The 20,791-nt window shown below is 56.1% G+C and carries 19 protein-coding genes; 9 read left to right on the top strand and 10 right to left on the bottom strand.

Going from position 1 to position 20,791, the window contains the following annotated elements:
* The first annotated feature begins 57 nt into the window (after positions 1-57).
* Positions 58-912, top strand: coding sequence for a co-chaperone YbbN (locus tag N2K86_RS05135; RefSeq protein WP_260660693.1), 855 nt, complete (start codon positions 58-60; stop codon positions 910-912).
* Between the two features lie 49 nt (positions 913-961).
* Here the strand turns inward: N2K86_RS05135 and fetB are convergent, their stop codons facing one another.
* Together fetB and fetA are read right to left on the bottom strand one after the other, a co-directional pair.
* Positions 962-1,744, bottom strand: a complete 783-nt coding sequence (fetB, locus tag N2K86_RS05130; RefSeq protein ID WP_260660692.1) for an iron efflux ABC transporter permease subunit FetB — start codon at positions 1,742-1,744, stop codon at positions 962-964.
* Complete coding sequence (gene fetA / locus N2K86_RS05125) at positions 1,737-2,408, bottom strand: iron efflux ABC transporter ATP-binding subunit FetA (RefSeq protein WP_260660691.1); 672 nt, start codon at positions 2,406-2,408, stop codon at positions 1,737-1,739. Before fetA ends, fetB begins: the two co-directional genes overlap by 8 nt.
* A gap of 142 nt (positions 2,409-2,550) precedes the next feature.
* On the opposite strand from fetA, the gene N2K86_RS05120 reads away from it, so the two are divergent.
* From N2K86_RS05120 to N2K86_RS05110, 3 genes are read left to right on the top strand one after another with little or no spacing between them, the layout of a single operon-like run.
* Entirely contained in the window at positions 2,551-3,402 is an 852-nt protein-coding gene (locus N2K86_RS05120) for a hypothetical protein (RefSeq protein WP_260660690.1), read from the top strand.
* A 42-nt stretch (positions 3,403-3,444) separates the two neighbouring features.
* Positions 3,445-4,359, top strand: coding sequence for an SPFH domain-containing protein (locus N2K86_RS05115; RefSeq protein WP_042715719.1), 915 nt, complete (start codon positions 3,445-3,447; stop codon positions 4,357-4,359).
* Positions 4,356-4,808 carry an NfeD family protein gene (locus tag N2K86_RS05110; protein ID WP_260660689.1) on the top strand — a complete coding sequence of 151 codons (453 nt, stop codon included), beginning with the start codon at positions 4,356-4,358 and terminating at the stop codon, positions 4,806-4,808. The genes N2K86_RS05115 and N2K86_RS05110 overlap by 4 nt, the downstream gene beginning before the upstream one ends.
* Here N2K86_RS05110 and cueR read toward each other — a convergent pair.
* A complete protein-coding gene (cueR, locus tag N2K86_RS05105) occupies positions 4,805-5,215 on the bottom strand; it encodes a Cu(I)-responsive transcriptional regulator (RefSeq protein ID WP_010428217.1) in 411 nt (136 codons plus the stop codon). The genes N2K86_RS05110 and cueR overlap by 4 nt on opposite strands.
* A gap of 108 nt (positions 5,216-5,323) precedes the next feature.
* Between cueR and copA the strand changes: the two genes are divergently transcribed.
* The 3 genes from copA (at position 5,324) to ybaK (ending at position 9,345) form a co-directional block, all read left to right on the top strand.
* Positions 5,324-7,822, top strand: coding sequence for a copper-exporting P-type ATPase CopA (copA, locus tag N2K86_RS05100; protein WP_260660688.1), 2,499 nt, complete (start codon positions 5,324-5,326; stop codon positions 7,820-7,822).
* 49 nt (positions 7,823-7,871) lie between these two features.
* A complete protein-coding gene (locus tag N2K86_RS05095) occupies positions 7,872-8,666 on the top strand; it encodes a TraB/GumN family protein (protein ID WP_010428208.1) in 795 nt (264 codons plus the stop codon).
* 199 nt (positions 8,667-8,865) lie between these two features.
* Positions 8,866-9,345 (top strand): Cys-tRNA(Pro)/Cys-tRNA(Cys) deacylase YbaK, encoded by a 480-nt coding sequence (gene ybaK, locus N2K86_RS05090; protein ID WP_006809837.1) that lies wholly within the window; start codon positions 8,866-8,868, stop codon positions 9,343-9,345.
* A gap of 93 nt (positions 9,346-9,438) precedes the next feature.
* On the opposite strand, the gene ushA is transcribed toward ybaK, so the two are convergent.
* Complete coding sequence (gene ushA, locus N2K86_RS05085; protein WP_260661632.1) at positions 9,439-11,091, bottom strand: bifunctional UDP-sugar hydrolase/5'-nucleotidase UshA; 1,653 nt, start codon at positions 11,089-11,091, stop codon at positions 9,439-9,441.
* Positions 11,092-11,255: 164 nt separating this feature from the next.
* Between ushA and N2K86_RS05080 the strand changes: the two genes are divergently transcribed.
* The gene (locus tag N2K86_RS05080; RefSeq protein WP_260660687.1) at positions 11,256-12,476 is read left to right on the top strand and encodes an MFS transporter; all 1,221 of its coding nucleotides are present in this window, start codon (positions 11,256-11,258) and stop codon (positions 12,474-12,476) included.
* A gap of 232 nt (positions 12,477-12,708) precedes the next feature.
* The gene (gene ybaL / locus N2K86_RS05075; RefSeq protein WP_260660686.1) at positions 12,709-14,385 is read left to right on the top strand and encodes a YbaL family putative K(+) efflux transporter; all 1,677 of its coding nucleotides are present in this window, start codon (positions 12,709-12,711) and stop codon (positions 14,383-14,385) included.
* A gap of 105 nt (positions 14,386-14,490) precedes the next feature.
* Here the strand turns inward: ybaL and N2K86_RS05070 are convergent, their stop codons facing one another.
* From N2K86_RS05070 to N2K86_RS05045, 6 genes are all read right to left on the bottom strand, one after another.
* On the bottom strand, positions 14,491-15,795 hold the full coding sequence (locus N2K86_RS05070; RefSeq protein ID WP_260660685.1) for an inosine/guanosine kinase: 1,305 nt from the start codon (positions 15,793-15,795) through the stop codon (positions 14,491-14,493).
* Positions 15,796-15,857: 62 nt separating this feature from the next.
* A complete protein-coding gene (gene hemH, locus N2K86_RS05065; protein ID WP_260660684.1) occupies positions 15,858-16,820 on the bottom strand; it encodes a ferrochelatase in 963 nt (320 codons plus the stop codon).
* 124 nt (positions 16,821-16,944) lie between these two features.
* The gene (gene adk, locus N2K86_RS05060) at positions 16,945-17,589 is read right to left on the bottom strand and encodes an adenylate kinase (protein WP_014069168.1); all 645 of its coding nucleotides are present in this window, start codon (positions 17,587-17,589) and stop codon (positions 16,945-16,947) included.
* 228 nt (positions 17,590-17,817) lie between these two features.
* The gene (htpG, locus tag N2K86_RS05055) at positions 17,818-19,692 is read right to left on the bottom strand and encodes a molecular chaperone HtpG (protein ID WP_260660683.1); all 1,875 of its coding nucleotides are present in this window, start codon (positions 19,690-19,692) and stop codon (positions 17,818-17,820) included.
* A gap of 110 nt (positions 19,693-19,802) precedes the next feature.
* Entirely contained in the window at positions 19,803-20,408 is a 606-nt protein-coding gene (recR, locus tag N2K86_RS05050; protein ID WP_008499298.1) for a recombination mediator RecR, read from the bottom strand.
* On the bottom strand, positions 20,408-20,740 hold the full coding sequence (locus N2K86_RS05045; RefSeq protein ID WP_003858972.1) for a YbaB/EbfC family nucleoid-associated protein: 333 nt from the start codon (positions 20,738-20,740) through the stop codon (positions 20,408-20,410). Before N2K86_RS05045 ends, recR begins: the two co-directional genes overlap by 1 nt.
* Between the last annotated feature and the right edge of the window lie 51 nt (positions 20,741-20,791).

Here is a 20,791-nt window from a genome sequence, read left to right as displayed (position 1 = left end):
TTGAAGCGTCGCCGCTCATCCCCATGTAAAGAACAAACCGACAAAAGAGAAAGCCGCATGTCCGTACAGAATATCGTCAATATTACTGAAGCAAACCTGCAACAGACGCTGGAACAGTCGATGACCACGCCGGTGCTGTTCTACTTCTGGTCTGAACGCAGCCAACACTGTCTGCAGCTGACGCCGGTACTGGAGAGCCTTGCCGCGCAATACAATGGTCAGTTCATTCTCGCTAAGCTGGACTGTGACGCGGAGCCGATGGTGGCGTCTCAGTTTGGCCTGCGCGCCATTCCAACCGTCTATCTGTTCCAGAACGGACAGCCTGTTGATGGCTTCCAGGGGCCGCAGCCGGAAGAGGCGATCCGCGCCCTGCTGGATAAAGTGCTGCCGCGCGAAGAAGAGCTGAAAGCGCAGGAGGGCATGGCGCTGATGCAGGAAGGCAAATACGACGAGGCGCTGCCGCTGCTTAAAGACGCGTGGCAGCTGTCGAATCAGAACAGCCAGATTGGCCTGCTGCTGGCGGAAACGCAGATCGCCCTGCACCGTTCAGAAGACGCGGAAGCCGTGCTGAAGACTATCCCGATGCAGGATCAGGACACCCGCTATCAGGGACTGGTTGCGCAGATCGAACTGCTGAAACAGGCGGCGGACACCCCGGAAATTCAGCAGCTGCAGCAACAGGTTGCCGACAATCCGGCCGATGCCGCGCTGGCAAGCCAGCTGGCGCTGCAGTTGCACCAGGTGGGGCGTAATGAAGAGGCGCTGGAACTGCTGTTCAGCCATCTGCAAAAAGATCTGGCCGCCGCAGACGGCCAGGCGCGCAAGATGTTCCAGGAGATCCTGGCCGCGCTTGGCACCGGTGACGCACTGGCGTCGAAGTATCGTCGTCAGCTGTACGCGTTGCTCTACTAATAAAAAATGCCCGGTGGCGCTCACGCTTACCGGGCCTACTAAAGAGGGTTTATTCCGACCTTTTCAACTGCGTCACCACCAGTTGGTGACGCGAGTTGTAAAACTTCCGGTAGGTTAAATAGCAGGCAATAATGGTCGACAGGCTTGCCGTAGAGAGCAGCATAAAGGTCACCATAATCTGATACTTAATCGCTTTTACCGGATCGATCCCCGCAAATATCAGCCCCGACATCATCCCCGGCAGACTCACCAGCCCCACGGTTTTGGCTGAATCTACCGTTGGGATCAGCGACGAGCGAATGCTCTCACGAATCAGCCGCGCCGAGGCTACTTTAGGCGTCGCCCCCAGGCTTAATTTCTCCTGTAACTGCTGCTGTTCACTGCTGAAACGCTGTCCGAGGTTGTTGTAACACAGCCCCACGGCAACCATGGCGTTCCCCGCAATCATGCCGGAAATCGGGATCACCTGCATGGGTGTGAATTCAATGGAACCCGACAGCACCAGAACCGCCAGCGTGAGCGCCGTACCGGTCGTGATGGCGATATACGAAGAGATGAATGCTTTATCGATATACTTGCTGCGCTTTTGCGCATTCCACGCGGCATTGAAGCAGATAAACAGCACCATCAGCAGGGTCAGTACCGCATGGTTGACGTTGAAAATGTACTTCAGCACATAGCCAACGATGATGAGCTGAATCACCGCGCGGCAAATACTCCACAGAATGTCTTTTTCCAGCCCTAGCTTTTCCCGGTAGCTGACCACAATCGCAATCAATACCAGCACCATCGAAAACGCCAGGGATTCATTGGTAATATTATGTTCACCCACGGTCTGCCTCCTGCATTTTTCCGCCCTGTGGTTGAAGGGTAATGACATCATCCGCATGGCTTATTTCGTTTGAATCATGCGTTACCCACAGCACGGCAATATTCTGCTCGCGGGTGTAGCGATGAATAATGTCGTTGACGTTGCGTTTGTTCGCGTCATCCAGCGCGCTGGTGATCTCGTCGAGAAGCAACACCTTCGGCAAGAACTGCAGGTTGCGGATCAGCGACACGCGCTGTTTTTCCCCTCCGGACAAGGTGTTAATGGATTTCGTCAGGGTCTCCGGCGGCAGGCCAAATTGCGCCAAATCGGTGATAAACTTTTCCGGCTCTGGGGTTTTGCTGCGGATTTTCCACGGGAAAATCAGGTTGTCATAAACCGTATCGCCAAAAAGCGTTGGCGTTTGCACGCAATAAGAGACTTGCTGCCGATAGCGTTCTGGTGAAAGTGTGGCAATATCCTTCCCTTCAAAAAGTATTGCTCCCTCCGTTGGGCTCAACAGCGAAGCCACTATTTTCAGCAACGTACTTTTGCCACAGCCTGACGGACCGGCGATCAGTTTGAATTCGCCCGGTGAAAGACAAAAATCGACATGTCGAAGGATCGTGTTTCCCCCCACCCTGAATCCAACATCCCTGATATGCAAAAGTTTTTTTAGATCGTTCATTTCGCTTCCGTTAACAGATTTTTGTCATTACTGCCTGTAGCATAATCCTTTCAACTGCACTGTGCGAATAGCCTTAATCTATGGCGAGTGTTAAACTTTTCGCACGCTAATTGTCACCCTATCACTACAGGAAGTAAGCAGCATGACACATATCTTTTATGAGTTCCCTTCCCTGAAGCCTGGTGTTCCCGATGTCGAAACATTAATGGAAGTCATCAAATCTTCGGAACTCACAAGTTTTGTCATCGGTGCAGAAGTTGTCGATTTTGTTAAAAAGGCTCTCATCGTGAATACCACGATAGGCAGTTTCAAAAATTGCTATTTCGCCTTCGACAATGGCACCCACTTCCTTGAATTTGATGGCAAGGGAAAGTCGAAACGCTTCAACGACGTGCCCAGCTGGTTCGTCTCTCCGGCTGAATTTTCTCGTACCCAATGGCTTATTAACCACGATCTTGCTGATGTAAAAGCAACCCAGTTCATTGACGTGCTGATGTCCTACCCGCTGAAAGCGCGCCGTGCGCACTGTAATTTGTTATTCGGGCTGGAACTGGAAAAAGCGAATGCGGTTTCGGCAGCTGCGTCAAAGGCGGGTAAAATCGGTAATAAAAACGGCAAAACCACCAAACCGCGCGTGACCGACCTGGGATCGTTTGAATTGTTTAGCCAGTTCTTTGCGCGTATGAAAACCGCCGTACTGGCCGATGAGTTCCCAACGCTGCAGGTTCTGACCGGAATGGATAACATGGCAAAAGCGCCACATAACTTAAAACAAGGTATCCGAACCTGGTTTAAAGCCATTACCGGGGATCTCCCGCCAAACAACAAACGTGTTGAAGCGGGAAATGCGGTTTTGTTCTGCGCCCCGATCCGCGAACACATTCAGCAGATAGAGACGGTTGGCCTGGCGAATTACTATCAGGGATTATCCAAAGCGATTGCCGCTGCGGGTGATGGCTTCATTTCTGACTTTACCTATACTTACGAACAATAAACACGCAGTTTTCTCATCACAGCATTCAAAACAGGAGGTTTTATGCTCATCGTTGTTCCCGTCCTTATTTTTGTTGCGCTGGTCATTGTGGGCGCAGGCGTCAAAATTGTTCCTCAGGGTTATCAGTGGACCGTAGAGCGCTTCGGCCGCTATACCAACACGCTGCAGCCGGGCCTCAGCCTGATTGTCCCCTTCATGGACCGCATTGGTCGTAAGATCAACATGATGGAGCAGGTGCTGGATATTCCTTCCCAGGAGATCATCTCTAAAGACAACGCCAACGTCACCATTGATGCCGTCTGCTTTATTCAGGTGATTGATGCGCCTAAAGCGGCCTATGAAGTGAGCAACCTGGAGCTGGCTATCGTCAACCTGACGATGACCAACATCCGTACCGTGCTCGGCTCCATGGAGCTGGACGAAATGCTCTCCCAGCGCGACAGCATCAATACCCGCCTGCTGCACATTGTCGATGAAGCGACGAATCCGTGGGGGATCAAAGTCACCCGTATTGAGATCCGCGACGTGCGCCCACCGGCTGAACTGATCGCTTCCATGAACGCGCAGATGAAGGCCGAGCGTACCAAGCGCGCCTATATTCTTGAAGCCGAAGGGGTGCGTCAGGCCGAGATCCTGAAAGCGGAAGGAGAAAAACAGTCGCAAATCCTGAAAGCCGAGGGCGATCGTCAGTCCGCATTTTTACAGGCGGAAGCGCGCGAACGTTCGGCAGAAGCGGAAGCCCGTGCGACGCAAATGGTGTCCGAGGCGATTGCCGCCGGTGATATCCAGGCCGTGAACTACTTCGTCGCGCAAAAATATACCGATGCGCTGAAAGAGATCGGCTCCGCGAACAACAGCAAAGTGGTGATGATGCCGCTGGATGCCAGCAGCCTGATGGGGTCGATTGCCGGTATTGCCGAGCTGATCAAAGACAGCGGAAACGAGCGTAAAAAATGATTGAGCTGATCGTTGCACATCCTCATGCCTTCTGGCTAAGCCTCGGTGGCTTACTGCTGGCGGCGGAGATGCTGGGCGGTAACGGCTACCTGCTCTGGAGCGGCGTTGCCGCTGTCATTACCGGGCTGGTCGTCTGGCTGTTGCCTGTCGGCTGGGAGTGGCAGGGCGCACTGTTTGCGGTACTCACGCTGGTGGCCGCGTGGCTGTGGTGGCGCTGGCTGAATCGGCAGGTGAAAGAGCAGAAACCGGCAGACGCCCATCTTAATCAGCGCGGGCAGCAGATTGTCGGCAAACGGTTTACGCTCGACACCGCACTGGTGAACGGGCGCGGGCACATGCGGGTGGGCGACAGCTCGTGGCCGGTGGTGGCCGACGATGACCTCAGCGCCGGCACGCAGGTCGAGGTCATTGCGGTGGAAGGCATTACCCTGCGGGTGAAAGCCTGTTAAGCATGCGCCTTACGGTGACAGCAGCCAGCAAGGTTGTCGATAATCGGGCAATCGGCGCTGTCATCGCCCGGGCATGAGTCCGCCAGCCCCAGAAGTTGTTCGCGCATCGCCTGCAGTTCTACAATGTGGCGTTCAATCTCCGCCACTTTTTCCAGCGTACGCTTTTTCACATCGGCGCTGTGGCGCTTTGGATCGTTAAACAAGTTAACCAGCTCGCCGCACTCTTCCAGATTAAACCCCACCTGTCTTGCCTGGCGCAGCAGCGTCAGTTCATCAAGATGCAGCTGCGTGTAGCTGCGGTAGCCGTTTTCACTGCGCAGCGGCGGCGTGACCAGCCCTTTCTCTTCATAAAAGCGGATCGCTTTGCTAGTTAAGCCGGTTTTTTTCGCAACGTCACTGATATTCACATTTCCCCCTTGACCTTCCCCTTGATGGAAGGTTTAACCTTCATAACAGTTAGCGAAAAGCAGAGTGAAGGTCAACAATTGACCAGAACATTATACGGGAGTTTTGTTATGTCTCACACTATCGACCTGACGCTGGACGGCCTCTCCTGCGGCCACTGTGTCAAACGCGTTAAAGAAAGCCTGGAACAGCGTCCTGATGTTGAAAGCGCTGACGTGACGATCGATCATGCCGCCGTGACCGGCAGCGCCAGCGCGGATGCGCTGATCGATACCATCAAGCAGGCCGGTTACGGGGCGGAGTTAAGCCACCCAAAGGCTAAACCGCTGGCAGAGTCATCATCCCCGTCGGAAGCACTGACAGCGGCCACTCCTGAGCTTCCGGTAGCGGATGATATTGATGACAGCCAACAGCTGCTGATCAACGGCATGAGCTGCGCCAGCTGCGTCTCCCGGGTACAAAATGCATTGCAGGCCGTACCGGGCGTCGTACAGGCACGGGTAAACCTCGCGGAGCGCACTGCGCTGGTGATGGGCAGCGCCTCCGCCGCAAATTTAGTCCAGGCCGTAGAGAAAGCGGGCTACGGCGCGGAAGCAATTGAAGATGACATCAAACGCCGCGAACGCCAGCAGGAAACGGCTGTCGCCACCATGAAACGCTTCCGCTGGCAGGCGATTGTCGCGCTGCTGGTGGGTATCCCGGTGATGGTGTGGGGCATGATCGGTGACAACATGATGGTCACTGACGACAACCGCACGCTGTGGCTGGGGATTGGTGCGATCACGCTCGCCGTGATGGTCTTTGCAGGCGGGCATTTCTATACCAGCGCCTGGAAGAGCCTGAAAAACCGTACCGCGACGATGGATACGCTGGTTGCGCTCGGGACCGGCGCGGCGTGGCTCTATTCCATGAGCGTGAACGTCTGGCCGCAGTGGTTCCCGATGGAGGCGCGGCATCTCTATTACGAAGCGAGCGCGATGATTATCGGTCTGATCAACCTGGGCCATATGCTGGAAGCCCGCGCCCGTCAGCGCTCCTCGAAGGCGCTGGAAAGATTGCTTGATTTGACCCCGCCGACGGCCCGCGTGGTCACCGACGAGGGTGAAAAAAGCGTCCCGCTGGCTGACGTGCAGCCCGGCATGACGCTGCGCCTGACGACGGGCGATCGCGTTCCGGTTGACGGCGCAATTCTCCAGGGCGAAGCCTGGTTCGATGAGGCCATGCTGACCGGGGAACCGATCCCGCAACAAAAATCCCAGGACGATAACGTGCACGCAGGCACGGTCGTCCAGGACGGCAGCGTGCTGTTCCGCGCCAGCGCGGTCGGCAGCCACACCACGCTGTCACGCATTATCCGCATGGTGCGCCAGGCACAGAGCAGTAAACCCGAAATCGGCAAACTTGCCGATAAAATCTCCGCCGTTTTTGTCCCGGTAGTGGTCTGTATTGCCCTGCTGAGCGCGGCAATCTGGTATTTCTTTGGACCAGCACCGCAAATCGTCTATACCCTGGTGATTGCCACCACGGTGCTCATCATCGCCTGTCCGTGCGCCCTTGGTCTTGCGACGCCGATGTCGATCATCTCCGGCGTCGGACGCGCCGCCGAGTTTGGCGTGCTGGTGCGTGATGCCGATGCCCTGCAGCGTGCGAGTACCCTGGACACGCTGGTCTTTGACAAAACCGGTACGCTGACCGAAGGGAAACCGCAGGTCGTGGCGGTGCATACCCTTGGCTTCTCAGAGGCTGACGCGCTGCGTCTCGCCGCCGCGCTGGAGCAAGGGTCCAGCCACCCGCTGGCCCGCGCCATTCTCGATAAAGCCAGTGACGCTACCCTGCCGCAGGTCAGTAACTTCCGCACCCTGCGCGGGCTCGGCGTGAGCGGTGAAGCCGACGGCCACACGCTGCTGCTGGGGAATCAGGCACTGCTGAATGAGAACGGTATTGATACTTCATCGCTGGAAGGCGAACTGATTGCTCAGGCATCACAGGGCGCAACGCCCGTCCTGCTCGCTGTAGACGATAAAGCCGTCGCCATGCTGTCGGTGCGCGATCCTCTGCGCCAGGACAGCGTGGATGCATTAAAACGTCTGCACCGTGCGGGCTATCGTCTGGTGATGCTGACCGGGGATAATCCAACAACGGCCAACGCCATCGCCAAAGAGGCGGGTATTGATGAAGTCATTGCGGGCGTGCTGCCGGACGGCAAAGCGGATGCCATCAAGAACCTGCAGAGCCAGGGCCGTCAGGTGGCCATGATCGGTGACGGTATCAACGACGCACCGGCGCTGGCGCAGGCAGAAGTGGGTATTGCCATGGGCGGCGGGAGCGATGTCGCGATTGAAACGGCGGCCATTACCCTGATGCGCCACAGCCTGATGGGCGTTGCGGACGCGCTGGCCATTTCGAAAGCCACGTTGCGCAACATGAAGCAGAACCTGCTGGGGGCGTTTATCTACAACTCGCTCGGCATTCCGATTGCAGCCGGGATTTTATGGCCGCTGACGGGCGCGCTGCTGAATCCGGTGGTTGCGGGTGCGGCAATGGCGCTCTCCTCCATTACCGTGGTGAGCAACGCCAACCGTCTGCTGCGGTTTAAACCGAAAGATTGAACCTTGTTCTCGTACGCGCTAGCATGATCCTTTCGGTCATGGAGCGCGTATGAGTCTGTTTAATCGTATAAAAGCATCGTTTCGCGCCCTCTTTCCCCGACGTTATGCCTGGCCCGGTATGGATATCTCACTTCCGGGCGGGCAACACCTGCACCTGGTAGGAAGCATCCATATGGGCACGCAGGATATGTCCCCGCTGCCCGCTGGCCTGATAAAACTGCTGAAGAATGCCGACGCGCTGGTCGTCGAGGCGGACATTTCGGGCCATGAATCCCCCTTTGCAGGTCTGGAGAGCGATCGTCCTCTTGCGGAACGTCTCAGCGAAGCACAGCTTACCGAACTGACGCGGCTCGCGGATGAAACCGGTGTATCGCTCGCCATGCTGGACACCCTTCCGCTCTGGCAAATTGCCATGGTGCTGCAGGCAACGCAGGCGCAGCGTCTGGGGCTGCGCGGTGATTACGGCATTGATTATCAGCTGCTGAATACGGCACGAGCGCGCAATCTCCCGATCATTGAACTGGAAGGCACGGACAGCCAGATTGGTCTACTGCGGCAGCTTCCCGATGACGGTCTTATCCTGCTGGATGACACTCTGACCCACTGGCACACCAATGCTCGTCTGCTGCAAACCATGATTGGCTGGTGGCTTGATGCTCCGCCGACGGACAGTAAGCTTGTGTTGCCGTCTACGTTCAGTGAATCGCTGTATGATGTGCTGATGAACGCGCGCAATCAGGCGTGGCGAGAAACGCTGCATGCCCTGCCTGCCGGGCGGTATGTCGTCGCGGTCGGCGCGCTGCATTTGTATGGAGAAGGGAATCTGCCGTCGCTGCTGAAATAAAAAAATGGCCAATATTTCTATTGGCCCGTCAAAGAGGAATTTCATCGTTTTTATTATACCGAAGGAGACCTTCGGCTGAGCCGATTGTCGCTCAAAGTGACCATCACTGCCAATACTATTGCGCAAGATGGTGCTATTTTTTAGACAAACGTCAGGCGTATGCTGTTGACATAAAATGTCTGTCGTAAGAAGGATAGCTATGACTCCCGCCGTTAAATTACTCGAAAAAAACAAAATCTCTTTCCGGATCCATACTTACGATCACGATCCGAATGAAACCAATTTTGGTGATGAAGTCGTGCGCAAGCTGGGACTGAACGCGGACCAGGTGTATAAAACGCTGCTGGTGGCGGTAAACGGTGATATGAAACATCTCGCCGTGGCGGTCACGCCCGTCGCCGGGCAACTGGATCTGAAAAAGGTCGCCAAAGCGCTGGGGGCAAAAAAGGTGGATATGGCGGACCCGATGGTTGCGCAACGCACTACCGGATATCTGGTGGGCGGGATCAGCCCGCTCGGGCAGAAAAAACGGCTGCCGACGCTTATCGATGCACCTTCGCAAGAATTTGAGACGATCTATATTTCTGGTGGCAAACGCGGGCTGGATATCGAACTGGCCGCGGGCGATCTGGCGAAAATGCTGGACGCGAAGTTTGCGGATATTGCGCGACGGGAGTAAAAGAAAAAGCCGGGTGGCGGCTACGCCTTACCCGGCCTACATTTTGCACCCGTAGGCCCGGTAAGCGCAGCGCCACCGGGCAACACAACGGCACTACTGCCAGCTCACCTCGCCTTTCGGCTCATAAGTATTCACATCAATCGGTGAATTCTGCTCGATGAACTGCTTCAGCACTTCCGCATCGATAAAGCCGGTGTTCACGTATCCCGGTTTATTATCAATATGCGGATAGCCGTCGCCGCCCGTGGCGTTAAAGCTTAACGTTGCCAGACGGTACGTTTTGGCCGGGTCAACCGGTTCGCCCTTGATCTTCAGATCGTTAAGCTTGCCGTCCTTCGCCACAAAGCTGACGTTAGCAAACTGCGGATAGGCGCCCGAGTCCGGCTTCATCTGGGCTAACGCGGTCAGATAGTCAACCACCTCTTTCCCGCTCATATCCGTATACACCACCACGTTGCCGAACGGCTGTACCTTCAGCACGTCTTTATAGGTGATGTTTCCACCTTCGATGGAATCACGAATACCGCCGCCGCTCATTACGCCAAAGTCAGCGCCAGTGCGCGCTATTTGCGCCGCCAGCACCAGATGGCCCATGTTGGTCTGTACGAAGCGGACTTTGCTGCGGTCCCCTTCCAGGCGACCATTGAGCGTACCAATCTTCACATCCAGCTGCGCCTTGCCTTTGTTCTGGAACGGCGTCAGCAGGGAGAGCATCTGCTGGTTCTCTGCAATCTCAGGCGTGTAAAGTACGCGCTCACTTTTACCGTCCGGGTAGGTCACTTTCTTCTTCAGGTTGACCGGGATGAGCTGATAGTGAACCAGCTTCATTTCGCCGTTACGGAACTCGAAATCTGCACGACCCACGTATTTACCCCATTCGTGGGCCTGCACAATCCAGATACCGTTCTGACGGTCCGGCGCGCACGGCGTGCCCGGCACGTAGTCCACCTGCTTTTTGTTCTCGGACGCCATACACACCGGATCTTGTGAGTGACCACCCACAATCATTGCCAGCGAGCCAGCAGGCAGGCTGCGCGCCATCTCGACGTCGCCGGGCGCATTGGAGCCGTGCTCGCCGTTATCGTAGTGGCCCATGTGGGTGGTGGCGATAATCACGTCCGGTTTTTCGTTCTGCTGTAACTCCTGAATCACCAGCTTCGCTTCGTCTGCCGGTTTACGGAATTCGATATCGGTGAAGAACTCAGGGTTGCCAATTTTGGCCGTGTCGTCGGTGGTTAGGCCAATGACCGCAATTTTTAAGTCCTGACGCTTGAACAGCGCCCAGGGTTTAAACAGGCGTTCGCCGGTGCTCTTTTGATAAATATTGGCAGAGAGGAACGGGAATTTAGACCACTTCTCCTGCTGGCGCAGCACGCTCAGCGGGTTATCGAATTCATGGTTACCCACGGCCATCGCGTCGTAGCCAATCAGATTCATGCCGCGAAAATCAGGCTCGGCATCCTGTAAATCAGATTCCGGCACGCCGGTATTGATATCCCCGCCCGAGAGCAGCAGCACGCTACCGCCTTCTGCAGCGACCTCTTTGCGAATGCCATCTACCAGCGTTTTTTGCGCCGACAGACCATATTCGCCGTATTCACTGCGCCAGAAATGACCGTGGTGATCGTTGGTATGCAGAATGGTAATTTTATAGGTTTTGTCTTTTTCATACGCCTGTGCGGGCAGGCTTGTCAGCCCCCAGGCCGCTATCAACGCCAGCGCGACGCCGCGCTTCATTAACTTCATCATCTCTCTCCCTGACCAATAGACAAACGCAAAAATTACAGTGACTCACAAGAATAGACAAATAAGTTTTCAGAATTGCGACTTTCTTCAAATGTCACGGACGGGTATGTTAGTCGGATAATAATTACACCCTGCATTTCTTATAACAAATCGACGTGGTATTTATGGCAATCAGTGAATCAACCCAGCCCGTCCCGGGCGCTCCGGCGTCGCCGCCAAAATCGCGCACTTCCTTTAAAGTTTTAGGCGCAATCAGTCTCTCGCACCTGCTCAACGACATGATCCAGTCGCTAATCCTGGCAATCTACCCGCTGCTGCAGTCCGAGTTCTCGTTAACCTTCGTACAGATCGGGATGATCACCCTCACCTTCCAGATGGCCTCGTCGCTGCTGCAGCCGGTGGTCGGTTACTGGACGGATAAATACCCAATGCCGTGGTCGCTCCCCATTGGCATGTGTTTTACCTTAAGCGGGCTGGTGCTGCTGGCAATCGCGGGCAGTTTTGAAGCGGTGCTTATCGCCGCCGCGCTGGTGGGGACAGGCTCGTCCGTTTTCCATCCGGAATCCTCCCGCGTGGCGCGTATGGCCTCCGGTGGGCGCCACGGGCTGGCGCAGTCCCTGTTCCAGGTAGGCGGTAACTTTGGCAGTTCCCTCGGCCCGCTGCTGGCCGCGGTGATCATCGCTCCGTACGGTAAAGGCAACGTGGCGTGGTTTGTGCTGGCCGCGCTGCTGGCGATTGTAGTACTGGCGCAAATCAGCCGCTGGTATGCCGCGCAGCATCGCGTGAACAAGGGCAAACCTGTAGCAAAGGTTATCAATCCCCTTCCCCGTAACAAGGTTATTCTGGCGGTAAGCGTGCTTCTGGTGCTGATTTTCTCGAAATATTTCTATATGGCGAGCATCAGCAGCTATTACACCTTTTATCTGATGCAAAAATTCGGATTATCGGTACAAAATGCGCAGTTCCACCTGTTTGCCTTCCTGTTTGCGGTGGCCGCAGGGACGGTGATTGGCGGGCCTGTAGGCGACAAAATTGGGCGTAAATATGTGATTTGGGGCTCAATCCTCGGTGTTGCACCCTTCACGCTTATTTTGCCCTACGCAAGCCTGGAATGGACGGGGATTTTAACCGTCATTATCGGTTTTATTCTGGCCTCAGCCTTCTCGGCCATTCTGGTCTACGCACAGGAGCTGCTGCCAGGGCGTATCGGCATGGTTTCCGGTCTCTTTTTCGGATTTGCCTTCGGCATGGGCGGCCTTGGTGCGGCGGTGTTGGGCATGGTTGCTGATCACACCAGCATCTTCCTGGTTTATAAAATCTGTGCTTTCCTTCCACTTCTGGGGATATTGACCATATTCCTGCCTGATAACCGCCACAAAGCGTAATTTAGAGGTCGCCAAAGTTAAACCCTGGCGACCTTTCCCCCTTATGCCATAAGGGTTTCTTCTCACCTTTATCATCAAACTTGTCCAAAAGGGCTTTTTTTCACGCTTATTGCTCTTTTATTCAAACTTCAACAATTATTCATAAACATAAGGGTAAAAATTGTCATAAACTATTACCTGGTCTTTTGGTATTTATGCCAAAAATGGAACACTCACCACGAAAGGAGACGGAATGCACCACGCCACACCGCTTATCACCACCATTGTTGGTGGACTTGTGCTCGCTTTTATCCTTGGCATGATTGCCAATAAATTGCGTATTTCTCCTCTTGTCGGCTATCTGTTAGCGGGTGTACTGGCGGGTCCTTTTACGCCGGGTTTCGTGGCGGATACCAAACTGGCTCCAGAACTGGCGGAATTAGGCGTGATTCTGCTGATGTTTGGCGTCGGTCTGCATTTTTCACTGAAGGATCTGATGGCGGTAAAGTCTATCGCCATACCGGGAGCGATCGCCCAGATAGGGGTGGCGACGCTGCTGGGAATGGCGCTTTCCGCGGTACTGGGCTGGTCGCTGATGACCGGCATCGTGTTTGGGCTGTGTCTTTCAACCGCCAGTACCGTGGTGCTGCTGCGCGCGCTTGAAGAGAGGCAGCTGATAGACAGTCAGCGCGGGCAAATCGCGATAGGCTGGCTGATTGTTGAAGATCTGGTGATGGTGTTAACGCTGGTGCTGCTGCCCGCCGTCGCCGGGATGATGGAAAAAGACAACGTCGGCTTCGCCTCGCTGGCGTTGGATATGAGCATCACCATCGGTAAGGTTGTGGCCTTTATCGCCATCATGATGCTGGTGGGCCGCCGTCTGGTGCCGTGGATCATGTCCCGCACTGCGGCGACAGGTTCCCGCGAGCTGTTCACCCTTTCGGTACTCGCTCTGGCGCTGGGTATCGCCTTTGGTGCCGTAGAGCTGTTCGACGTCTCGTTTGCGCTGGGCGCGTTCTTCGCCGGAATGGTACTAAACGAATCCGAATTAAGCCACCGCGCGGCGCACGACACGCTGCCGCTGCGCGATGCCTTCGCCGTGCTGTTCTTCGTCTCCGTCGGGATGCTGTTTGACCCGCTGGTTCTGATCCAGCAGCCGCTGGCGGTGCTGGGCACGCTGGCAATCATTATCTTTGGTAAGTCCGTTGCCGCCTTCTTCCTGGTGCGGATGTTTGGCCACTCGCCGCGTACGGCGCTGACCATTGCCGCCAGCCTGGCGCAGATTGGTGAGTTCGCGTTTATTCTGGCCGGTCTCGGCATGGCGCTTAATCTACTCCCGCAGGCCGGTCAGAATCTGGTGCTGGCGGGGGCCATCCTCTCCATTATGCTGAACCCGGTGTTGTTTGCCCTGCTGGAAAAATACCTCGATAAAACGGAAACTCTGGAAGAGCAGACGCTGGAAGAGGCCATTGAAGAAGAGAAGCAGATCCCGGTGGATATCTGCAACCACGCGCTGCTGGTTGGCTTTGGCCGCGTGGGCAGCCTGCTCGGTGAGAAGCTGATGGCGCAGGGCATTCCGCTGGTGGTGATTGAAACCTCACGTACCCGCGTTGACGAACTGCGCGAGCGCGGCATTCGCGCGGTGCTGGGTAATGCGGCAAACGAAGAGATCATGAATCTGGCGCATCTGGACTGCGCCCGCTGGCTGCTGCTGACCATTCCGAACGGCTATGAAGCGGGTGAGATTGTGGCTTCCGCGCGCGCGAAGTGTCCGACCATCGAAATTATTGCCCGCGCGCATTATGACGATGAGGTGGAATACATCACCGCGCGCGGCGCGAATAAGGTGGTAATGGGCGAGCGTGAGATTGCGAACACGATGCTGACGCTGCTGGAGAAAGCGCCGGTTGAAGAGGCGGTGACGGGTTAAGATTTGTGCGGTATGCCCCCTCACCCCAGCCCTCTCCCCATAGGGGAGAGGGTGTTCAAGTTCCCTCTCCCCTATGGGGAGAGGGTTAGGGTGAGGGGTTTGCTGTTACCGATCCCAGTATGCCTCTTCGAGGCTGTCTTCCCGTTCCGGCAGGCCACGCGTTAAGCGCGGTGAGTGCTGATTCAGTACCTGATAGCTCACGCGGTTCGCGTATTTACACACCTGCGCCAGCGACGAATAGGTCAGCCAGCTGAACTTATGCTTGCTGGAGTTCGGCACGTTGGTTTTGTGGTAGGCATTGGCGGTAATGTCATGCAGCAGCGCAGCCAACGCGCCATCACCTGCGCCGTTGGTGTTCATGATCTTCTCTGGTCCGCCCATGTACGGCGCGATGTGGGAGTAGATACGCAGTGGGTTGGTGCAATCTTTATGGCGCATACCGCGGCTGAATTCGAACTGGTTGAATTCGGCAATGGCACCAGGCAGCAGCGGATGCTGGGTTTTGCGTTTGCTCTCTTCTTCCGTGAAGCCCGCCATATACAGCCCGACAGGCCCGGCGGTGCAGAGCACCAGATCCACCCAGTTCAGCGCTTTATCAGACGCCAGCAGCGGATCGCTTTCACCGGTCAGCGCTTCGGCCTCTTCTTCGTTCATCGCCAGAATCGAAACGTGTTCCTTCAGGAAGGCCTGCCACCACTCCGGGTTGTCGGCGATCACGAATTTGGTGCCCAGCGTGAGCACCACCGGCACATCGTACTTTTTGGCGTACTCTATCGCTTTCATGGTCGCTTCAGGCATCGGCTCGCCCGGCTTACAGCGCACCAGATAGGAGGTCAGCACCAGCGCCGAGGCGCCCGCAATGACCTCCTCAGGAATACTCTCTGCGCGCAGCTTGTTCATGTGGCCAGGGCTGATGGCAAAGGTACGCTCGCCGGACTCACCAATGAGGGTAAAGCAGCGGCCAATCGGGCCGTCAACGCCCTGCAGGTAGTTCAGATCGGTACGGCTGGAGGTGTTGCACAGGTAGCGATAGGCGTAGCCACCGATTTCGATATTGCTGCACATCACGCCGAGCAGCACCGAACGATCGTCTGCCAGCACGGAGTAGTTGTGCATGGTATTGCCGATGGTGCCACCGGCAAACTGATGGGTGATCAGATTTTCACGCACCAGCTCCTGATACAACGCTTCGGCAACGTCGTCTTCAATCACCAGCGAATGCCCGGCGCTCAGACCGTAACGCGCAACAAACGCATCATCCACTTTGGCTTCAATATCCACCAGCGTCTGATCGATACCCACCACCCAAGCGGCACTGGTTTCATTTTCAGGCTGGATTTGCTGCAGGAGCGGATCGCGAGCGTTAACGGGGAAGTAGTGTTTAGATTTACGTTTACCGGGAAATTTCATGGTCTGAACTGTGCAAGGAATAGAAGCCGGGAATGGTAGCACAAACCCGGCCTCAAGCGCGATCAGCGACTGTTTGTCACCAGCGAGACCATCATGTCGATATGCTCAGGGGAGTCGTTAAGTGCCGGAATGTACTCGTACTTCACCCCGCCAGCTTCAAGGAAAAATTCCCGGTTTTGAACCGCAATCTCCTCCAGCGTTTCCAGACAGTCGGCCGAGAAGCCCGGCGACATCACCTGAATGTGCTTCACGCCCTTCTCACCCAGCATTTTAAGGGTTTCATCGGTGTACGGCGTCAGCCACGGCTCGCGGCCGAAGCGCGACTGGAAGGTCATCATCACCTTCTCCGGCGGCAGGCCAAGGGCGGAGACCAGCTCGCGGGTGGTATCGCGGCAGCGCTGCGGGTAATCATCCCCTTCATTGGCGAAACGCTGCGGAATGCCGTGATAGGAGAGCAGCAGCAGATCCGGCTCGCCGTGTTTTTCAAACGACGCGCGCGCGCTGCTGGCAAGCGCCTGGATGTACAGATCGTTATCCGCGTAGTCGCGAATAAAGGTCACGCCCGGAATGCGACGACGAGTTGCCAGGATGCGCGCCAGCTCATCCCAGACGGCAGCCACCGTGGAACACGAATACTGTGGATAGAGCGCCAGCACGACGATATGGTCAACGCCCTGCGCGAGCAGATTTTCCACTGCGCTTTCCAGCGAAGGTGTTCCATAGCTCATGCCGAGCGCGACGGGCATATCCGGCAGACGGGCGGCCAGCGCTTTCTCCTGTCTGCGGCTGTATACCATCAGCGGCGAGCCCTCTTCCATCCACACGGACTGATAAAGCTTTGCCACGCGCGGAGAACGAATCGGCAGAATGACGCCACGCAGCAGGGGCCACCAGAGCAGTCTCGGGGTATCCACGACGCGCGTGTCGCTTAAAAACTGTCGCAGATAGCGTTTTACCGCTGCTGGAGTGGGTGCTTCTGGGGTGCCCAGATTGGCAAGCAGGATGCCGGTTTTCGCCTGACTCATTCACGCCTCTTAACCATTTGATAGGTTGTCAATTGTAGCGGAAATGCGTTTAAACGAAACCCATTGCTGTAATAGGTAAGATGAGAATTTTTCTCACCCGGGGATCCGGGTGAGAGAGATGCAATTAGCCGAGGATTTTTTCCAGCTCTGCACGTACGTCAGCCACGGCCTGGGTGCCGTCAACTTTCGCGTATTTGGTGTTACCCGCCTGCGCTTCTTTGCTGTAGTAGCCAATCAGCGGTGCGGTCATCTGATGGTATTCCACCAGGCGTTTACGCACGGTCTCTTCCTGATCGTCTTTACGGGTGGTCAGCTCTTCGCCGGTCACGTCATCTTTGCCTTCAACCTTAGGCGGGTTGAATTTGATGTGGTAAACGCGGCCAGAAGCAGCGTGTACGCGACGGCCAACGATACGGTCAACGATCAGCTCGTCCGGTACGTCGAACTCCAGCACGTAGTCCACGTTGATGCCCGCTTCTTTCATGGCGTCAGCCTGAGGAATGGTGCGCGGGAAGCCGTCCAGCAGGAAACCGTTACGGCAGTCTTCCTGCGCAATGCGCTCTTTGACCAGAGCAATAACCAGCTCGTCGGTCACCAGCTTGCCTGCGTCCATGATGTCTTTCGCTTGTTTACCCAGCTCGGAGCCAGATTTAACAGCGGCGCGCAGCATGTCGCCGGTGGAGATTTGCGGAATACCGTATTTCTCCATGATGAACTGAGCCTGAGTTCCTTTACCCGCGCCCGGAGCGCCAAGCAGAATAATACGCATTGCGAAAATCCCCTCAAATGTCGTTTCAATTTTTCAAAAGCGCTAAACAATACCACCAGAACGGGCGTGGCTCAAGGAAGGCGGGAAGGCTGAAACGGTTAATGGGGGGAGATTATTTGGGATAGTGCGAGGGTTCCCCCTCACCCTAACCCTCTCCCCAAAGGGGAGAGGGGACGATTATACCCTCTCCCCTTTGGGGAGAGGGCTGGGTGAGGGGCAGGTGTTTAATTACGCCAGCAGCAGCGCATTCACACGCTTAATGAACAGGTTAGGATCTTCCAGCGTGCCGCGCTCGGCCAGCAGAGACTGATCCAGCAGCAGTTCAACCCACTCGGCAAAGCGGGCGTCGTCCTGGGTGTCTGCCGCACGTTTCACCAGCGGGTGATCCGGATTAAGCTCAAAGATATATTTCACTTCCGGCATCGCCTGGCCCGCCGCCGCGAACAGCTTCGCCATCTGGGTGCCCATTTCGTCGGCATCGGTGGTGACAATCGCCGGCGTATCGGTCAGACGGTGAGTAAAGCGCACCTCTTTCACCCGATCGCCCAGCAGGGTTTTCACGCGCTCAACGAACGGCTCCAGCGCCTTCTCGGCTTCTTTCGCGCTTTCGTCCACTTCATCCGCCAGCTTGTCGATGGACTCGTCGGCTTTGGCAACGGACTGGAAGGATTTACCGTCAAACTCGGTCAGGTAGTTCATCATCCATTCGTCGATGCGGTCAGAAAGCAGCAGCACTTCGATGCCTTTCTTGCGCAGCAGCTCCAGGTGCGGGCTGCTCTTCGCCGCCGCGTAGCTGTCGGCGGTGATGTAGTAGATCTTCTCCTGCCCGTCTTTCATGCGGGAGACGTACTCTTCCAGAGACACGGTCTGCGCGGAGGAGTCGGTATGCGTAGAGGCGAAGCGCAGCAGTTTGGCAATGGTTTCGACGTTCGCGGTGTCTTCCGCCGGGCCTTCCTTCAGCACCAGACCGAACTGTTTCCAGAAGGTTTGGTATTTTTCCGCATCGTCTTTCGCCAGTTTTTCCAGCATCTGCAGCGTACGTTTGGTCAGCGCGTTACGCAGGTTGCGGGTGACGGTGCTGTCCTGAAGGATTTCACGGGAGACGTTCAGCGGCAGATCGTTCGAGTCGATCAGGCCGCGCGTAAAGCGCAGGTAGTTCGGCATGAACTGCTCGGCGTCGTCCATGATGAACACGCGCTGCACGTACAGCTTCAGGCCGTGCTTATGATCGCGGTTCCACATGTCCCACGGCGCCTGCGCCGGGATGTACAGCAGGCTGGTGTACTCCTGCTTACCTTCCACGCGGTTGTGGCTCCAGGTCAGCGGGTCGGTAAAGTCGTGGGCGATGTGCTTGTAGAACTCGTTGTACTCGTCGTCTTTAATTTCAGACTTGTTGCGCGTCCACAGCGCCTGCGCCTTGTTGATCTTCTCCCAGGAGACCACGGTTTCGCCGTCCTGCTCTTCCTGTTTCTCAATCTCAACCGGCAGCGCGATATGGTCGGAATATTTGCTGATGATGGAGCGTACGCGCCAGTCGTTCAGGAAATCGTCTTCACCTTCACGCAGGTGCAGGGTGATTTCGGTGCCGCGATCCGCTTTGGTGATGTCATCAACGGTGTACTCACCTTCCCCTTTGGATTCCCAGAACACGCCATTCTCTGCGCTTTCGCCTGCCGCGCGGGTGCGCACGGTGACTTTGTCGGCAACGATAAACGCCGAGTAGAAGCCCACGCCGAACTGGCCGATCAGCTGGCTGTCTTTCGCCTGGTCAGAGCCCATAGACTCGAGGAAAGCTTTGGTGCCGGATTTGGCGATGGTGCCGAGGTGGTCGATCACCTCGTCGCGGTTCATCCCGATGCCGTTATCGGCAATGGTCAGGGTGCGGTTCTCTTTATTGAAAGAGACGCGCACGCGCAGCTCGCCGTCGCCTTCGTACAGGTCCGGGTTGGACAGCGCGCGGAAGCGCAGCTTGTCCGCCGCATCGGATGCGTTGGAAATCAGCTCACGCAGGAAGATTTCTTTGTTGGAATACAGGGAATGGATCATCAGGTGCAGAAGCTGTTTTACTTCTGACTGGAAACCACGGGTTTCTTGTCCTTTCATCTAAGTCGACCTCAACAATGCCATTTAATGGGGTTGTAAAACGTTGAGTGAGAGATGGGGATAAGGGAGGAAAATTTCAAGCGGAGGCCACGCGTGCAGCCTCCGTTTGGTCAGAAAATAATCTTGTGACGCCCGGCCAGCGAGTGCGACAGCGTAGTGCCGTCCACCATTTCCAGCTCGCCGCCCACCGGCACGCCGTGGGCGATGCGGCTGGCGTCAACGCCGTACTGCGAGCACAGTTCGGCGATGTAGTTAGCGGTTGCCTCCCCTTCCACCGTGGGGTTGGTGGCGAGGATCACCTCTTTGATGGTTTCGGACTCAAGACGCTGTTCAAGGCGGTCGAGACCGATATCATCCGGGCCAATACCGTCCAGCGGGGAGAGATGCCCCATCAGCACGAAGTAGCGGCCGGAAAACTGCCCGGTTTGTTCGATAGCGTAGATGTCCGCCGGACTCTCCACCACGCAAATCTGACCGTTTTCCTGACGACGCGGGTTCGTACAGATGTTACACACGTCCTGCTCGGTAAAGGTGCGGCAATCCGCACAGTGACCAATTTCTGACATGGCGCGGGTCAGAGCCTGCGCCAGGCGCATCCCGCCGCTGCGGTCGCGCTGCAATAGCGTAAACGCCATGCGCTGCGCCGACTTCGGGCCAACGCCCGGCAGGCAGCGCAGTGCTTCCATTAACTGCGTGAGCAGCGGACTGGTTTGCATCAGAATGGCATCTTGAAGCCCGGCGGCAGTTGCATACCGCTGGAAACAGAGGCCATTTTCTCTTTCTGGGTTTCGTCGATACGGCGCGCGGCATCGTTAAACGCGGCGGCAACCAGATCTTCCAGCATCTCTTTGTCGTCTTCGAGCAGGCTCGGGTCGATTTCCACGCGGCGGCAGTTGTGCGCACCGTTGATGGTCACCTTGACCAGACCGGCACCGGATTCACCCGTGACTTCCAGCTGAGCGATCTCTTCCTGCATCTTCTGCATTTTTTCCTGCATCTGCTGAGCCTGCTTCATCAGGCCACCCAGACCGCCTTTTCCACCAAACATAGGCTTCTCTCTTTTTCACGTTTAAGGATTACAACCGTAAGTCAGACTCAC

It is taken from the genome of Enterobacter mori (assembly GCF_025244905.1).
GTDB lineage: Bacteria > Pseudomonadota > Gammaproteobacteria > Enterobacterales > Enterobacteriaceae > Enterobacter > Enterobacter mori_A.
The sequence above is the reverse complement of the archived record's forward strand: the minus strand, read 5'-3'. Positions and strand labels throughout refer to the sequence as shown.

Coding starts and splice junctions, on each gene's coding strand:
- htpG (WP_260660683.1), bottom strand. CDS start 19,692: ATGAAAGGACAAGAAACCCGTGGTTTCCAGTCAGAAGTAAAACAGCTT.
- N2K86_RS05120 (WP_260660690.1), top strand. CDS start 2,551: ATGACACATATCTTTTATGAGTTCCCTTCCCTGAAGCCTGGTGTTCCC.
- hemH (WP_260660684.1), bottom strand. CDS start 16,820: ATGAGTCAGGCGAAAACCGGCATCCTGCTTGCCAATCTGGGCACCCCA.
- N2K86_RS05080 (WP_260660687.1), top strand. CDS start 11,256: ATGGCAATCAGTGAATCAACCCAGCCCGTCCCGGGCGCTCCGGCGTCG.
- N2K86_RS05070 (WP_260660685.1), bottom strand. CDS start 15,795: ATGAAATTTCCCGGTAAACGTAAATCTAAACACTACTTCCCCGTTAAC.
- fetA (WP_260660691.1), bottom strand. CDS start 2,408: ATGAACGATCTAAAAAAACTTTTGCATATCAGGGATGTTGGATTCAGG.
- N2K86_RS05045 (WP_003858972.1), bottom strand. CDS start 20,740: ATGTTTGGTGGAAAAGGCGGTCTGGGTGGCCTGATGAAGCAGGCTCAG.
- ybaK (WP_006809837.1), top strand. CDS start 8,866: ATGACTCCCGCCGTTAAATTACTCGAAAAAAACAAAATCTCTTTCCGG.
- N2K86_RS05110 (WP_260660689.1), top strand. CDS start 4,356: ATGATTGAGCTGATCGTTGCACATCCTCATGCCTTCTGGCTAAGCCTC.
- recR (WP_008499298.1), bottom strand. CDS start 20,408: ATGCAAACCAGTCCGCTGCTCACGCAGTTAATGGAAGCACTGCGCTGC.
- adk (WP_014069168.1), bottom strand. CDS start 17,589: ATGCGTATTATTCTGCTTGGCGCTCCGGGCGCGGGTAAAGGAACTCAG.
- N2K86_RS05115 (WP_042715719.1), top strand. CDS start 3,445: ATGCTCATCGTTGTTCCCGTCCTTATTTTTGTTGCGCTGGTCATTGTG.
- copA (WP_260660688.1), top strand. CDS start 5,324: ATGTCTCACACTATCGACCTGACGCTGGACGGCCTCTCCTGCGGCCAC.
- N2K86_RS05135 (WP_260660693.1), top strand. CDS start 58: ATGTCCGTACAGAATATCGTCAATATTACTGAAGCAAACCTGCAACAG.
- ybaL (WP_260660686.1), top strand. CDS start 12,709: ATGCACCACGCCACACCGCTTATCACCACCATTGTTGGTGGACTTGTG.
- N2K86_RS05095 (WP_010428208.1), top strand. CDS start 7,872: ATGAGTCTGTTTAATCGTATAAAAGCATCGTTTCGCGCCCTCTTTCCC.
- ushA (WP_260661632.1), bottom strand. CDS start 11,091: ATGAAGTTAATGAAGCGCGGCGTCGCGCTGGCGTTGATAGCGGCCTGG.